The 15,009-nt window shown below is 59.7% G+C and carries 12 protein-coding genes; 8 read left to right on the top strand and 4 right to left on the bottom strand.

Annotation, left to right across the window (positions count from 1 at the left end; all coding sequences use genetic code 11):
• Nucleotides 1-65: 65 nt before the first annotated feature.
• Nucleotides 66-485 (bottom strand): hypothetical protein, encoded by a 420-nt coding sequence (locus RCO31_RS11525; protein ID WP_308968471.1) that lies wholly within the window; start codon nucleotides 483-485, stop codon nucleotides 66-68.
• A 316-nt stretch (nucleotides 486-801) separates the two neighbouring features.
• Between RCO31_RS11525 and RCO31_RS11520 the strand changes: the two genes are divergently transcribed.
• From RCO31_RS11520 to RCO31_RS11505, 4 genes are all read left to right on the top strand, one after another.
• Entirely contained in the window at nucleotides 802-2,976 is a 2,175-nt protein-coding gene (locus tag RCO31_RS11520; protein WP_308968470.1) for a hypothetical protein, read from the top strand.
• A gap of 956 nt (nucleotides 2,977-3,932) precedes the next feature.
• On the top strand, nucleotides 3,933-4,910 hold the full coding sequence (locus RCO31_RS11515; protein WP_308968469.1) for a GDP-mannose 4,6-dehydratase: 978 nt from the start codon (nucleotides 3,933-3,935) through the stop codon (nucleotides 4,908-4,910).
• An 85-nt stretch (nucleotides 4,911-4,995) separates the two neighbouring features.
• Nucleotides 4,996-5,490, top strand: coding sequence for an NUDIX domain-containing protein (locus RCO31_RS11510; RefSeq protein ID WP_308968468.1), 495 nt, complete (start codon nucleotides 4,996-4,998; stop codon nucleotides 5,488-5,490).
• On the top strand, nucleotides 5,487-6,473 hold the full coding sequence (locus RCO31_RS11505; RefSeq protein ID WP_308968467.1) for a tripartite tricarboxylate transporter substrate-binding protein: 987 nt from the start codon (nucleotides 5,487-5,489) through the stop codon (nucleotides 6,471-6,473). The genes RCO31_RS11510 and RCO31_RS11505 overlap by 4 nt, the downstream gene beginning before the upstream one ends.
• A gap of 3 nt (nucleotides 6,474-6,476) precedes the next feature.
• On the opposite strand, the gene RCO31_RS11500 is transcribed toward RCO31_RS11505, so the two are convergent.
• From RCO31_RS11500 to RCO31_RS11490, 3 genes are all read right to left on the bottom strand, one after another.
• Complete coding sequence (locus RCO31_RS11500; RefSeq protein WP_308968466.1) at nucleotides 6,477-7,850, bottom strand: M20 family metallopeptidase; 1,374 nt, start codon at nucleotides 7,848-7,850, stop codon at nucleotides 6,477-6,479.
• Nucleotides 7,851-7,955: 105 nt separating this feature from the next.
• The gene (locus tag RCO31_RS11495) at nucleotides 7,956-8,594 is read right to left on the bottom strand and encodes a TetR/AcrR family transcriptional regulator (protein ID WP_308968465.1); all 639 of its coding nucleotides are present in this window, start codon (nucleotides 8,592-8,594) and stop codon (nucleotides 7,956-7,958) included.
• Between the two features lie 2 nt (nucleotides 8,595-8,596).
• Nucleotides 8,597-10,111, bottom strand: a complete 1,515-nt coding sequence (locus RCO31_RS11490; protein WP_308968464.1) for an NAD(P)/FAD-dependent oxidoreductase — start codon at nucleotides 10,109-10,111, stop codon at nucleotides 8,597-8,599.
• Nucleotides 10,112-10,744: 633 nt separating this feature from the next.
• Here RCO31_RS11490 and RCO31_RS11485 point away from each other — a divergent pair.
• From RCO31_RS11485 to RCO31_RS11470, 4 genes are all read left to right on the top strand, one after another.
• Entirely contained in the window at nucleotides 10,745-11,254 is a 510-nt protein-coding gene (locus tag RCO31_RS11485) for a MarR family transcriptional regulator (RefSeq protein WP_308968463.1), read from the top strand.
• A 34-nt stretch (nucleotides 11,255-11,288) separates the two neighbouring features.
• Nucleotides 11,289-12,242 carry a tripartite tricarboxylate transporter substrate binding protein gene (locus RCO31_RS11480; protein WP_308968462.1) on the top strand — a complete coding sequence of 318 codons (954 nt, stop codon included), beginning with the start codon at nucleotides 11,289-11,291 and terminating at the stop codon, nucleotides 12,240-12,242.
• A gap of 14 nt (nucleotides 12,243-12,256) precedes the next feature.
• The gene (locus tag RCO31_RS11475; protein WP_308968461.1) at nucleotides 12,257-13,348 is read left to right on the top strand and encodes a methyltransferase; all 1,092 of its coding nucleotides are present in this window, start codon (nucleotides 12,257-12,259) and stop codon (nucleotides 13,346-13,348) included.
• Between the two features lie 839 nt (nucleotides 13,349-14,187).
• Nucleotides 14,188-14,511 carry a hypothetical protein gene (locus tag RCO31_RS11470; RefSeq protein ID WP_308968460.1) on the top strand — a complete coding sequence of 108 codons (324 nt, stop codon included), beginning with the start codon at nucleotides 14,188-14,190 and terminating at the stop codon, nucleotides 14,509-14,511.
• The last annotated feature ends 498 nt before the right edge of the window (nucleotides 14,512-15,009 follow it).

Below are 15,009 nucleotides of genomic sequence, written 5' to 3'. Positions count from 1 at the left end.
TCGACGGACGCGCGGCAAGCAACCGTGATGCATTACCGCTCGCGACTACGGCATCCCCGCCCAGATCAAATCATCCACATCACTGGAGAAATCGAATGGCTTCGGACGAGTTCGCCCGAACGCTCCCGGCCCGTCATCAAAGCCCTGATCGGAGCCAACAAGGCGAAGCTTGAGGCCGGCAACACGTGAGCAACAATCGCGAACATTTCGAACAAACCAGCACACACCAACCGCAGAGCGTAGAACGTGATTTCTCTGATGCAAATTCGAAAGGCAACCGCTATCTTCTGTCGAACCCCGCGCGCCGCAGCAGTGGCGATCCCGCTACCATCATTATCATGTTGCGCAGGACAGATTGTTGTCAGCCGGCAGTCGCGGACGAAAAGCACATGATAGGGGCGCCAGATTTCAATCTTGCCAATCGTTGAACTAGGAATCGTTCCCGTCGTTCGGCAGCTGCTGCAAGTATGCTCGTCGCGCCGCACGTGGGGCATCCTCGCTGCTATTCTCCTAGGTCTTGCCCTCGCTGCCCTGTCCCTTGAATTTGGTGTCTGGAAGAAGACCGAGACGTATCGAGGCCCGTTCCAAACTGAAACGAAGGAAAGTCGCCTCGTCGTTCTTTCCGTCGCCACTAGCGTGAGACCGCGTTCATTGCTCGGGGCACCGGGCGATTCCATGGAGCGTGGGCGCGCATCAGATCTGAGACTCTCAGTCGCTGGCCAAGAATGGAATGAGGCCCATGTCCCTCATGACCGGCTGCGGGCCGGGTTCACCGGGGGTTTCAGTCACTGGAATACCCATTTGTATTTCTGGCTTCCGTCGGACCTCGCTAACGACGGCACAACATCGATATCGATTTCCTATTCGGTCCGCGCTCACCCTTATATCGTTCTTGGCCTTGTCGTCCTTGCGGCCGCAGCGTGCACAGGCGTTTTGATCATCGAGCGCCGCGCAGACCGGTTGCGGTTCGAACGAATGTCAGTGCGCGTGGTCGATTTCGCATTTGTTGTGCTCTGGATCGCAAGCCTTGGATTCTGCCTCATAGCAGTGGGTTACGCAGGCACGATCATCTGGGGACTGGCCAGCGGCGACGCGCTCCCGACCGCGACCATTATTCGGAGGTGGCCGACTTTGGCACATGCCTGGGACTTGGCGCTCTTCTCAAGCCACGCCATGTTCGTGCTTGCCGCGGCCGGTTGTGTCCTTGAATGGATCGTATCCGCTGCGACGGCCGCGCGCACGCGATATAGCTGCCATCTGAAAAGCTTTTCATTGTTCTGGACGTGGGCGTTCTGGCCCGTGCTCTTGCTCCTGCTGCTGTTTCTGCTTTCTGGAGGAGGATGGAGCGGCCGGTACACGCCGCTCGACATGCACTACATGAGCCTTGGCGGTCTGGTGCCCTACTCCGACGCTCGGGTTTACTATGCCGCGCCGTTCGAAGGCATCTATGAGGGAGCATGGAATGCAATAGCAGCACAGCGTCCGTTTGCAGCCGCAGCACGCTCGGTGGTGCTGTTTCTCGGTGCTTATTCTTATACGGGGTCACTCGTTGTTCAAGCGCTGCTGGTTACCGTTGCAATCGTGTTCTGCGCTCGCTCGATCGCTAAACGGTACGGCATCTGGATCACGCTTGCATTCACGGGTCTTGCTCTCGGGTTGGCTCGCCCCTTCCTTACGACAATGATGACCGAGTCGTTGGGCTTGATGTGGGGATTGCTCGCGCTCGCGCTTTTCGTGCGCTGCTTCCGATTGGCGTCGCTGCACTTCGCCTTTCTCGGGTATGCTGCGCTTTGCATCGGCTTGCTGACGCGTATGGGCAGCATGTTCACGATACTTGCAGTGCCAGCCTGGATCGCCATGAGATTTGGCCATTCGAATCGGCAGCGTCTCTATCTGCTGGGGGTCGCGGCGATCATAGGCATTGCGGTTTTGGGCATAAACTTCTTACTCGCCTTTAGCTTTACGCCGAACGCCGGCGACACTGGAGGTAATTTTTCCTACACGATCTGCGGATTGAGTCGGGGAACAAACTGGGCGGAATGCGCTAATACGTTCTCTGCACAGCTGGCCGCGGCTTCTGGAGATCGCGTTGCTCAGAACGCATTGCTCTGGAACGAGGCGCTGAAGGCAATTCACGCGCAACCCGCTGTCCTCCTCGGAACGCTCTACTCTACGATGGTCGCGTATTTCGAGAACATCCCGCGCTTTTTTGTCGTCCAGTACACAACCCTGTTCTGGCCTCCCACGTCGGTTATCCAGACTATCCTTGTGATGCTATTGCCAGGTTGGCTCTATTTTTTCAGTCGGCGCGATCGCTTGCCCGAGACGACATTCCTCCTGACATTGCTTGCCAGCGTAGTGTTGTCCTCGGCCTTCGTCTTCAGAGATGATGGTGGGCGCGTCTTGACCGTCACGCACGTATTCATCGCGATGATGCTTGCGCTGGGACTATCCACACCGATGATGCCCTCCGCCAACCTTCCACGCCCAGTTGTGCGTTGGCAAAACGCCGCCCTCGGCCTTTCTGTCATCGTCATACTCTTGCTTGTTGTCCCCCTCGGCGCTCGCCTCCTCTTGGGAGCGGGAGAGAAGGAAATCGCAATCCAGAACGAGCACTCACAAGGCAATGTTCACCTAGTGCTGCCGACACCCGCTCTGACAGGATTTGTCGTCCAACCGGAGCAGACGGACTTGCGGCAGGACATTCCATCGATGCACGTGAGCACGCTGGAAGCAATCTTCCGTCAAACGGGCATTGAGAAAGACCTTGGACCATACATTGCGGACATCGTAGAACGACTTCCGGTTGCGCTGGTCTATGGGGTGCGTATCGACGCTCCCAACTCCATCAACCAGTACATCGTTTCTGCAGACGTTCTGAAGGCAGCAGCCGTACGAGTGTGGAAATTCGAGCTTGTCGACGGAGCTGGCAATGGGCACGTTCATATTGTCAGAAAGGCTATTCCGATCCGATGAGCCAACTTTAGACAAAGAGACACCCCGTTAGGTATGCGTTTGCATTGCTGTCATCTCGCCAGCTGACAATGGTCGCGTGCGCGGCACAACGTTGGTAGGACGCTCCATGGAAATGCGTGTCAGACGGCTGACCTAGCCACCTACGCAGGTAAATTCGCAGCAACCGTCGCTCGCGTTACACACAGGATATTCACAGGAGTTCGTTTTTTCCGAAATAATTGTTGCCTTCATTCCTATCCGCAATACGATGCATCTCGTCCCGCTTCAATGAGAGGGCGCGTCGCGATCGTCTTTGAGATGCGGAGCGGGATGCGGTGGCCGTTACGATGCCGGGCCTTGGAAAGCGCCGGAGAAATCCGTGTGATGCCCAAAGCCAGTTGACGCCGGTACGACGGACGGACGGTCCAAGTGCATGCCCGGGCGACAGTTCGCACGAACCGGGCGAAGCCAGCGAAAGTGGCGAGGCCTGGGGGCATGCAGCAAACCGTGCAAGAACCATCGTGTGCGGAACGCCGGCTTGAGGCTCGCGTCCGTGGTGACCACCACTCACGTGCTTTCTCTTACTGCACGTGGGGCTGCGGGTGCAGCTAAACGCCCAAGCGTTCCGCACGCCCTCTTAAGGCGAAGGAAGCAAAAGAAGACCGGCGATCCCAGGCCGGACTGAACAGGGGGCGATGCCGTGTGTCTGCTGTTTGACAATTGAATCAAGAATGCGGCGGCCGGACGCATCCAAATGCGCATCGGAGTTGCTCCGTGCACAATCCCAAACGTCGAAGTCACGCGGAATGCAGCGACTGAATGAGCACGCAAACTAATGACGCATCGGTTCTCGCCTTAACAATGCCAATTCGGGATTGGAGGTTCGGCGCCGAACAATGCGGAATCCCGTCGGGGCGGTTGCTGCAAAGTGGAGATTGCGGCGCCTCTCGCTGCCGCACTGGAGCGCGGAGCGTATGATGGCGAAGAAAAAGGCACTCATTTTTGGCATATCCGGGCAGGATGGAGCGTACCTCTCCCAACACCTCCTTGCTCAAGGATATGAAGTGCACGGCACCTCCCGGGATAAGGAACTGACGAGCTTCGCAAACCTCCGCAGACTTGGAATCATCGAGCAGGTTGGTCTCCATTCAGCCAGCCTGACCGACTTTCGCAGCATTCTTCAGGTGATCTCGGATGTCGGTCCGTCGGAAATTTACAACCTGGCAGGGCAGTCCTCGGTTGGATTGTCCTTTGGACAGCCCGTCGAGACTTTGGATTCGACGATTTTCGGCCCGCTCAACATTCTTGAATGCATGAGGCTCCTGAAGCTTGACACCAAGCTCTACAATGCATGCTCGAGCGAATGCTTCGGTAATACCAAAGACATCGCCGATGAAACCACGCCATTCGAGCCGAGAAGCCCCTACGGAGTCGGCAAGGCGACGGCGTTCTGGACTGTCGCAAACTACCGCGAGGCTTATGGTCAGTTCGCCTGCTCCGGCATCCTGTTCAATCATGAATCTCCGCTGCGGCCGCGCCGCTTCGTCACGCAGAAGATCGTCTCTGGGGCAGCCGATATCGCCGACCGCAAGATTGACCGGCTCGTCCTCGGAAACCTCGCAGTGGCCCGAGATTTCGGATGGGCGCCCGAGTATGTGGAGGCAATGGCTTTGATGCTGCGCAATGACGAGCCAAAGGATTTTGTGATCGCGACCGGTGAAACAAACACGCTTGAGACCTTCGTTCGCGAAGTTTTCTCATACTTCAGTCTGGATTGGCGCAAGCATGTCGAGGTTGACCCCGCCTTGCGCCGGCCAACGGACATTGACTGGAGCGCCGGAAATCCTCGCCGGGCCAAACGCGAACTTGGTTGGAGCGCGAAGGTTCGAATGAAGGACATCGTGCTTCGCCTGGCCGAAGCCGAGGTGAAAAGAAGGCATGCCGTTGACGTCTAGCCCGTTGTGCTTTGATCGTTTGCCCTTGAAACCGGCCCGATTTGACGGCATATCGACCAAGAAACTGGCGCTGGGGCTTCGTTGAGTGAGTGACAAGCTGCACGAGCACGAATTCGAAGGGATTGTGCGTAGTGCGCCGCTTTGCTCGATTGACGTTGTGATCCGGGACCCGGCAGGCGCCGTGATGCTGGGTCTTCGCAAGAATAATCCGGCTCACGGTTTTTATTTCGTTCCGGGAGGCAGAATACGGAAAGGTGAAACGCTTTCCGATGCCTTCGAAAGAATCCTGGCAACTGAAACATCACTCACATCGACTATCAAAGAAGCGCGTCTGATCGGTGTCTACGAACACTTCTATGAGACAAACTGGAAGAACGCACCGGGGTTCGGCACACACTATATATGCCTAGCCTACGAGCTTTACCTTCCGGAAAGGATTGACGTAACCGCCGACACGCAACACTCGGAACTCATCTGGGCATCCCCCAGCGAGTTCGACCGTTTGCGAATTCATCCCTATTCACTTGCGTATCTGGCTACCGGAACGCCAAGAAAAACTCAGAACGAGAAGCAGCAGTGACTTTCAACAAGAGAGTGATCATTCACGCCGCCGCCGCAGCAATTAGCCTTGCAGCCAGCGTCTCCACAAGCGTTGCACAGACCGATTTTCCCACGCGGCCCATTCGCATCGTCATTCCTTATGCGCCGGGGAGCGTCACCGATGTTTTCGCTCGCATCGTCGGCGACAAGATGGCGCCGGCGCTTGGTGGAACGATTGTGGTGGAATCGAAATCCGGCGCCAACGGCACCATCGCGGCAGAAGAAGTGGCCCGCGCCGAACCCGACGGTTACACGTGGCTGTTGGCGACGACGTTCTTCACCGCAAGCCCAGGCCTTTATCCGAACCTTCGTTGGCATCCGGCCAAGGACTTCGTTGGCGTCGGACAGATATGCAAGGCTCCGAACTTCTTTGTGGTGCCAACCTCTGTGCCCGCGACCAACGTCGCCGAATTCGTCAAGCTGGCGAAGGAGAAGCCGGGCACGCTGAACTACGCCCACCCCGGCAAAGGCTCGACGACGCATCTCGGTTTCGAATTATTCAAACGCCTTGCAGGCATCGATGTGACCGGCATCGGCTATCGCGGTTTTCCGCAGATGGTGCCGGATCTCGCCAACGGCCTGATCACCTCGACATTCCTCTCGGCCAACCAGACCTTGGCGCAGGTTCAGTCCGGCGCGATCCGCATTATCGGCGCCATCAACGACGGCGGCCGCTCGAAATACTTCCCCGATGCACCCACTCTCGCCGAGCAAGGTTTTGCAGAGGCGCAGGTTACGCCGTGGTTCGGCATCGTCGTTCCTGCCAACACGCCGCGGCCTGTGGTCGAGAAGATCGCGCAGGCGCTCAGCACAGCGCTCGCAAACGAAGACGTGCAGAAAAAACTCGATGTGGCCGGCTGCGAGCCAAAGCCGGCACCGCTCAAGACGTTCGACGATATCATCGCCAAGGACGTCGGTCTTTGGACCAAGGTCATCAAGGATGCAAACATCAGCGTGGAGTGAGACTTAACTGCGCTCTCCCAGGTCCCAATAAAGCCCGGCCATGATCGCCAGTCCCTCGCGCGCGATCGAGCGCGGAAGATGCTCGTTCGGCGCATGCTGCGCACAGGCTGGATAGGAGTGTGGGATCCAGAGTGTCGGCATCTTCAAAATATCAGCGAAGCAATCGTTCGGCAGCGTGCCGCCGAAATTGGGCAATACGGTCGGCTTCTTGCCGGTCGTCGCCAGGATCGAGGTAACCGCCCAGTCGACCCAAGGGTTGTCTGGTGCAAGCCGCGTCGCCCTGTACACATCCTCCTGCACCTGCCGAACATCAACCATTCCAAATCCGTGCTTAAGAAGATGCGCGCGAACGGCCGGGATGACCTGAGCCGGTTCGACGCCGTCGACGAAGCGAAGCTGCATCCGGGCCCAGGCGCGTGAGGGAATAGCGTTCACAGGCGATGCAGGATTGCCCGCTTCAAATGCCAGCACTTCCAGCGAACTCCAGCCAAACACCCGCTCAGCCGGTGTGAGTCCGGGCTCCCCCCACCAGGCATTGATTTCAGGGCCGTCGTCATCGCTTTCCAGGACGCAATCCCCCAATGCCTGACGCACGGATTGCGGCATATGCGGAGGCTTAAGTTCGTCCACGCGAACCTGCCCTGTCGGGCCGACCAGAGAACCGATCGCATGGGCCAGCTGGATCGCAGGATTTGCCAACGCGCCGCCCCAGTTGCCCGAGTGATATTCCCTCTCGCGCGCCTTGAGCACGAGGTCGAACGGCAGACTTCCGCGCGACCCCAGAAAGATGGTCGGCAGAGACTCCTTCAAGCGCGGTCCGTCGGAGGCGATAAGCAGGTCTGCCGCGAGTCTTGCGCGTTCATCCGCGCAGATCTGGCGCAAACCCGGCGATCCCCGCTCCTCGCCCATCTCGAACAGGAACTTCGCGTTGAAGCCGAGCCGTCCTCGCGTCTCCAGCACCGCCTGCAGAGCTGCCAGGTTGATCGTGTGCTGGCCCTTGTTATCGGCGGTGCCGCGGCCGTAGAATCGACCGTCCATTTCGGTCATGGTCCACGGCGACAAACCCGGTTCCCAGGCCTGGTCCATCCCGTCGACAACATCGCCATGGCCGTACCCGAGGACAGTCGGCAGCGCATCATTCTCCAGCCGCTGGGCGAACAGGAACGGCGGCGCCCCCTCCCGCCGTTCGATATCGACCGAAAATCCGAGGCCGTCGAGGAACGGCGCGATCTCGTCCCTCAGATATGCTTCGATTTCGCCAGCGCGCTCCTTGTTCTTGCTCTCGGTCCGAAATGCCACGCGCCGTGCCAGGTCAGCTGTCAGTGTCCCGGAATCGAAATATCGCGTTGCGCGTGCGATCGCGTCTTGCCTGGTCATTGACGGTCCGAGGTTGTTCGCTTTGGAACGAGTTTGACACCCCGTTCGCGCTTCGTCGAGTGGCGGGCCGCTGTCGACGACCTGGATCGTGCGCCAGAAGCGCGATTAACGCGTTGCGAGGCCGCGCCGGAGGGTCTCAATGAACTCTGTCTCGACCGCTTCGAGGTCGACCGCATCCTGCTCGCTGAGCCACTGCATGACGACGCCGCGCATCTGGGCCAGGATCAGAATCGCCTGCGCCTGCGGGTTCACATCCTTCCGGATTTCGCCGCGCTGGATACCGATCGCAATGTGCTCGGCCAGCGCCGCCCGCTTCGCCCGCGACATCCTCGCGATGGGCTCCTTCAGCGAATGATTGGTCAAAACCCCCGCGAGCACGATCGACAACGCGCGGACATTGGTGCGGTACTTTGGCGCGACCGAAAAGAAGAAACGGATGATGCTGACGACCGTTGCAAGCCCCGGCTCGACCTTTTCCTTCAGCCGCTCCTGCAGGATCGGATGCTCGGCAACATAGAGAGCAACACGGATCGTCAATTCGTCCTTGTCCCCGAAGTAATGCCTCGGCAGTCCGCGACTATAGCCCGCCGTTTCACCGACTTCGGCAAGAGTGAAGCGTTCGAGCCCCTTGACGGCGATGATCTTCGCTGCCGCCGCCAGCAGCTTGCGCTCAGCTTCCTCGCGTCGCTCGACATGTGTCGAGGGCTCGCGTGAACGTGCCAGCTGTGTCGTCGCCGACGCCATGGCTATTCGGCAGCCTCCTGCTGAATCTCTTCCGCGCGTTGGAGCGGCGGCAACACCACCGACTTCGGTCCGGAAAAATCCAGAGTGCCGTCGTCGACCTTGCCGCGGAGCAGTGTCCTGCGGTCCCAGAAATAATTCTGCTCCGTAAACCACGGGAAGTCGGCGCCCATCCTCGGCACACGTCCGGCCGCGCGCTTGATATAGCCGGAGATGAAACGGTTCGGGCGGCCTGGTTTAGCAAATACCGCGTTGTCCGCGCGCGGCGTCACCTGCCTCGCGCCGGTCTCATCCATGTGCTTAAGCAAGCGGCAGGCGTAGTCCGCGACCAGGTCCACCTTCAGTGTCCATGACGCGTTGAAGTAACCCGTGAAGTAGATCAGGTTCGGCATGTTCGAGTACATGAAGCCCTTGAACATGATCAGCTTGCCCGGCACGATTGCCTGGTCGTCGACGATATATTTGACACCGCCGAGCGCCTGCAGCACGAGGCCGGTCGCGGTGATGATGATGTCGGCATCAAGGCGCCTGCCGCTTTTGAGCTGAATGCCGGCGGCGTCGAAGCGCTCGACTTGGTCGGTGACCATGGTCACCTTTTTCGAACGGATGGCCGTGAACATATCGCCGTCAGGAACACGACAAATGCGCTGCTGACCCGGCCAGTAATCCGGCGTGAAGTGCTTTGGATCGCAATCCGGTCCGGCCTGGGTCACGGCGAGATCCACGAGCATCTTCTTCATGCCCTTCGGGTCCTTGGCGAACCGCTTCGCCCGCAGGCGCCCCGTAATGATCGTGCGCCACCGCGTCGCGGAATAAGCAAGCTGTGCCGGCAGGAAGCGCTTCAGAAACGTATTGAAGGCATCTTCGGACGGGCGGCTCACAACATAGGTCGGCGAGCGCTGCAGCTGGGTGACATGCGCTGCCTTCTCGGCCAGCGATGGCGCAAGCGTCACGGCCGTGGCGCCGGAGCCGACGATGACGATGCGCTTGCCGGCATAGTCGAGGTCTTCAGGCCAAAACTGCGGATGCACCAGCGTGCCTTTGTAGTCGCGATAGCCCGGCCACTCGGGCAGATAGCCCTGATGGTGGTCGTAGTAGCCCGCGCAGGAAAAGATGAACGAGCACTGCAACTGGCTCCGCCGGCCGTCGGCCTGTTCGACGTCGAGCGTCCACAACGAATCGCGCGACGACCATTTCGCCGTGATCACCTTGTGCTGGTAGCGGATGCGGCGCTCGATATCGTTCTCCGCAGCGGTCTCTTTGATGTAATCGATGATCGCGGGACCTTCGCTGATCGCCTTTGGATGCTTCCAGGGCTTGAACGCATATCCCATGGTGTGCATGTCGCTGTCGGAGCGGATGCCCGGATAGCGGAACAGCTCCCAGGTGCCGCCCATGCGTGGCTTGGTCTCGAGGATCGCGAACGACTTATGCGGCAGTCGCGTCGTCAGGTAGCGCGCTGCACCGATGCCGGAAAGCCCCGCGCCGATAATGATGACGTCAAACCGCTCAGTCGTCATAACTATTCCTCGCCCCGAAAATATTTGCTCGCTAGCAAGCAAATTTCGGGCCGGAAGTCAAACATTGGCGTGGACGCAGCGGTCCGTCACACGGAATTATTCGACTGCACCACTTTTCCGCAGCGCCTCGATCTCGACCGCCTCGAAGCCGGATTCGCGAAGGATTTCATTGTTATGCTCGCCAAGCTCGGGCGCTCGCGCCACCTTGCGCTGCACGGCAAAACCGAAGCGCAACGGTTTGCGACGGTTTTCGGCACCTGGGGATCTCTGTCGGCACGAACAGGCCTGTGTGCTCGGCCTGCTCGTCCTCAAGCACATCGGCCACACGATTGATCGGCTCTGCAGCAACACCGATCCGCACGAACCATCGGTAAAGTGACCATCTTGGAAATAGGGCCATAAAGCCAAGGAAATAATGTGAAGGAGTGTACAGCTGCTCAATAGGGCAGGCGTCGGCCTATGCGGCCTTATGACCGCTGTCGCCCCCAAGCGGACCCATCGGCGGCGTCAACAGCGACCGAACTGACTTGGCGAGCGCGGTGCCGCCCCCCTTGCATGCCGTACCAAGTCATCGCTTGACGGCGAATAACTCATCATATATTTGATGATCATATATTTGATGATATATGCACGATGCCCACAGCACCGACGCCTACGGAAAAGAGCACAAAGATTCCCCTGCGGCTTGCGCCGATGCCGTTGGCCCGCCGGTTCCTGCAGATCTGCACAACTGCTATGGCGGAGTCGCTCGAAGGCGAGGAGCTCACACCGCTGCAATATGGTGTGCTGGCATATGTCTGGGGCGAGCCCGATGTTGATCAGATTGGACTTGCCGCGCGCCTCGGCGTTGATCGCACCAATGCGAGCCTGCTCGTTGACCGGCTTGAAGCGAAAGGGCTGATCGCCCGCCGCGTGAGCGAGACGGACCGGCGGGTTCGTCAGCTCAGGCTGACGCCGCGTGGCGATGCCCTGCACAAGCGTCTCGCGCCATTGGTGCGCCGCGGCCAGGACCAACTACTCTCCACGCTCCACGCCGCCGAGCGCGACGCATTCATGCAAATGCTGATCCGCGTGATCGGCGCGAACGAGGAACTCGCACGTCCCGGCACAGGTCGAAAGAAGAGATCGTCAGTCGTTGCCTGAGGAGGCTTCCATGCTCGGTGGTACTCGAAAGCTCATGGCGTCATTGCTCGTCGTATTTGCCCTTTGCGGGGCAGGCCAGTCCAGCCTTGCGCAAGACTGGCCACAGCAAACCGTTCGTATTGTCGTGCCGTTCCCTGCCGGGAGCGGGATTGACGCTGCAGCGCGGATCATCAGCGATAGTTTGGCCAAGCGCTGGAAACAGCCGGTGGTGATTGAGAACAAGCCCGGCAGTGAAACGACCATCGGCGCGGGCACGTTTGCTGCCACCCGCGACGGGCACACGCTACTCTACACGACATTCGGGACCCTGTCGGTCGCGCCACTTACAGTCGAGAAGCTACCCTTCGATCCGGAGGCGGACCTGGTCCCTCTTGTACCAACGGTTTCGGTGGTCGTCGCTATCTCGGTGACGACCAGCCTGGCAGTGCAAACGCTCGCCGAGCTGGAGGCCGTCATTCGAGCCAGGAAGGGCCAGTTGGCATGGGCCTCCAGCCCGACGCTGCCGCGCTACGTGTTTGCCACCTTTCTCAAGCAGCGCGGCCTGGAGATGAACTACGTCGCCTACCGCGACGCCTCCCAGCCACAAATGGATCTCGGCGAAGGCCGCATTCATGCTTTCATCGCGGCGATACCGACCTCCGCCGCATCGGTCGCTGCCGGAAAGGCACGCTTCATTGCGACGACCGAGCCTCGGCGCACGACGATCCTGCCTGACGTGCCCAGTGCAGCGGAGTCCGGATATGGCGAATTCACCTTTGTGGGTGGCGCCGGGCTTTTCGGGTGGAGGGACATGCCACACGCAATCCGTGAACGCGTCGTCTCCAGTGTCAATGCGGTGTTGTCTGACCCTGCCGTCACCGAGAAGCTGAAAGCAGCTGGACAGCAGGTGATTGGCGGCGGTCCTGAGGCGCTCAGGGAGCTCGTCGAGCAGCAAAGAGCGCGAGTGCTCGAAATCTCGAGGTCGATCGACTTGAAGTCGGCCCGATAGTTGGGAGGCGTGCCATGTCAGCGTGCGCGGCCGTCACGGACCGTCTGCTCGATCTCATAGGAGGACACCGGGTAACTGCCACTATCTGTGCAGCGGTAGAGGTCGGCGTGATCGACGCACTCGCTGCTGGACCGCGGGCTGCGTCAGACATTGCAGCCGACTGCCCGGCGCACGAGGCCTCGATCAAGCGATTGCTCACAGCTCTGGTGGGGCTCGGCATATGCGGATGCGTTGAGGGCGGTCAATACCAGCTGACCGAAATGGGCGCCTATCTCGCTCAACGCTCTGAGTCTTCCTTGGGTGACTGGGCCCGATTCGAAGGAAAAATGCTGGTGCGCCCGTGGATTGGCTTAAGTGACTCCGTGCGCACCGGCCGAACATCTGCCGAGATCGCAGGATCGGAAGGCGGACGATACGAGGAAATCCGCCGCGATCCGCAAGCGGCATCGTTGTTTGATGCAGCGATGGTGAGCATGACGCGCCTCGTCGCGCGGGATGTGCTGGCTGCATACAATTTCGGCGACGCCGGCAGGATCTTGGACATAGGCGGCGGCACTGGGACGCTACTCATCGCTATCCTCGGCGCCTATCCCGCTACGATCGGCTGCGTGCTGGACCTTCAGCGCTGCGAGGCTGGCGCCTGGAAAGCGATAGCCGACGCACGCCTGGGGCCGAGGGCGGACTTCCTAGCGGCAGACTTCTTTGTTGGTTTACCGTCGGGGTTCGACACCTTCCTGCTCAAGAGCGTGCTCCACAATTGGGACGACGCGCACTGCGCCGTGCTCCTCGCCAACTGCCGGCGCGCGTTGGGTCGTTCGGGCCGCGTCCTCGTCATCGAGCGCTTGTTGGAACAGTTCCAGGATGCCTCCTCCAGCCACGCTTCAACGGCACTGAACGACCTCAACATGCTGCGCGGACCCGGTGGTCGCGAAAGAAGCGAACAAGCTTACCGAAAGCTGATGACCGACGCAGGCCTTCGCGTGGCGCGCGTCATGCCAGCAGGACGGTATCACCTCGTCATCGCGGAACCACAGAGCATTCCCCAGACAGCGGTGTATGCAAGTGGTGCAGAAGAGCCACCCGCTGGGCGACGCAGGAACGGCTGAATCCCACCTTCAAAGATGTGGCTGAGCGTCTCCGCTCTCTGATGCGACATCTTCATAGGACGGGCCGCACCGCCGTTGATCTGGCGCCGCAAATCATCGCCCGGTGCTCTACGCCTATGAGAGCATTCCCTCCGCGTTGAGTTTGGATCAAATCGAGACCGTCCTGAAATCTGCGCGGAAACACCAGTCACCAATGGGCCTGCGGGACTATGTCATCCTGCAGCTCCTGTCGACATACGGGCTGCGCGTCGTTGAGACCACGCGCTTGCGGCTGGACGACGTCGACTGACGCGCAGAGACCTTGCGCGTCCGCCATTTCAAAACCGGCGCGCACTCGCTCTTGTCGCTGATGGAGTCGGTGGGCGAGGCGCTCATCAAAATTACTTGCGACACGGGCGCCCGAAAACCGACGCGCGGGAAATCTTCATCGCTCCGCTGTCTGGCGCCGGCGATTGGAACGACGATTTGATCACGCTGTTCAAACGGATGCCGCAGGCGCCGATCGCAGCCGTCGGCCGACTGGCCGCCGCCCGGTTCGCGCGCTGGTCTATCCATTGCAACCGGCTCGGTAGGCAGTGAAACCCATCGTGCTAGCGCGGCAGTTGGATCCGTCCGACCGACATCACGGCTAAACGCTGATAGGCGATATATTAAGATTCAGATCAGCCTCCGGCCTGCGCCGGATCCGAGGACGAGCGTCATGTAGAGACGATGCACCCTGGCAACACGACAAAGGATTGTCCGAGAAAGTCGCGAGTCATTTGAGTAGAGTCGAAGCCGATTGAGGCAGGAACCAAGAACCTGCGGGCGCATGAGTCAGATCAGTTCCGGAGTTGCGTGTGTCCGCCCCCTCGATCATCCCCGCATCTAACCGCACCGTTTATATGGTTGAGGATGAGCTCGGTAATCTCGGGCGCGTCTTCGCGGAGACGGATACCGACCATTCAGATCGGGAAATGACGCTTAGCGATCTCTATGGCGGGCAGTACAATGATCCCGTTCGCGTCGTGGCGTTCAACACAGACGAAGGCTGGTCGCGCGATGTCTCGCGAGAGTTCGCAGCCGAGATTCGGCGCAGAGCCGATCGTGAGCACCGGGAGCTGGCCATTCCGCTCGCGGATTTTGTGGAGTTTTACACCTGCGCTGCGCCGCCGGTAGAATGAGCCCCTGATGCCCGACAGTGCCAAGACGCGCGGAAAGCGCGTGACCGCTCCCGTGGTTCGTTCTCATCCCCGGCAACATTAGCACCGGTAGCCCTTGAGCGATCGCAATCCGCGCCTTGTCGGCGCCGCTCCAGCGCCGCTGTCGGCCGACGTCGGTAAAACACGTCGATCCGCGAACCGGCTCCGGTGATAGCGCGCTATTGCTCAGTGTCCATTCATCGCGCTGGGCGGCATTCTCCTGCTTATGGATTGGTGACCGGTTCCTTCGCGTCGACCTGAGGTCCCGCCGATATCATTCGAATGGTGGATGCATCGCGATGGCCTGCGACAGATGCTGACCGGGCGGCGCCACCCGTGCCGTTGACCCAGCGCCGACTAACCCAGGAGAATGCATGATGAAGAAGATAGGAAAATTCGTAAAATACGTGGAGGATCCGACAAAATTGGTCACAAAAGTGGCCCAACGATTAGACCCTTCGGATTATGCGAAGGTGCCCG

This window comes from Bradyrhizobium sp. LHD-71 (genome assembly GCF_031157255.1).
In the GTDB taxonomy this organism is placed as follows: Bacteria; Pseudomonadota; Alphaproteobacteria; order Rhizobiales; family Xanthobacteraceae; genus P52-10.
This window is presented reverse-complemented; position numbering and strand designations above follow the sequence as displayed.

What these genes read in the sequence shown, in the direction of transcription:
- RCO31_RS11515 (WP_308968469.1), top strand. Translation starts at nt 3,933, where the DNA reads ATGGCGAAGAAAAAGGCACTCATTTTTGGCATATCCGGGCAGGATGGA.
- RCO31_RS11500 (WP_308968466.1), bottom strand. Translation starts at nt 7,850, where the DNA reads ATGACCAGGCAAGACGCGATCGCACGCGCAACGCGATATTTCGATTCC.
- RCO31_RS11495 (WP_308968465.1), bottom strand. Translation starts at nt 8,594, where the DNA reads ATGGCGTCGGCGACGACACAGCTGGCACGTTCACGCGAGCCCTCGACA.
- RCO31_RS11490 (WP_308968464.1), bottom strand. Translation starts at nt 10,111, where the DNA reads ATGACGACTGAGCGGTTTGACGTCATCATTATCGGCGCGGGGCTTTCC.
- RCO31_RS11485 (WP_308968463.1), top strand. Translation starts at nt 10,745, where the DNA reads ATGCCCACAGCACCGACGCCTACGGAAAAGAGCACAAAGATTCCCCTG.
- RCO31_RS11480 (WP_308968462.1), top strand. Translation starts at nt 11,289, where the DNA reads ATGGCGTCATTGCTCGTCGTATTTGCCCTTTGCGGGGCAGGCCAGTCC.
- RCO31_RS11475 (WP_308968461.1), top strand. Translation starts at nt 12,257, where the DNA reads ATGTCAGCGTGCGCGGCCGTCACGGACCGTCTGCTCGATCTCATAGGA.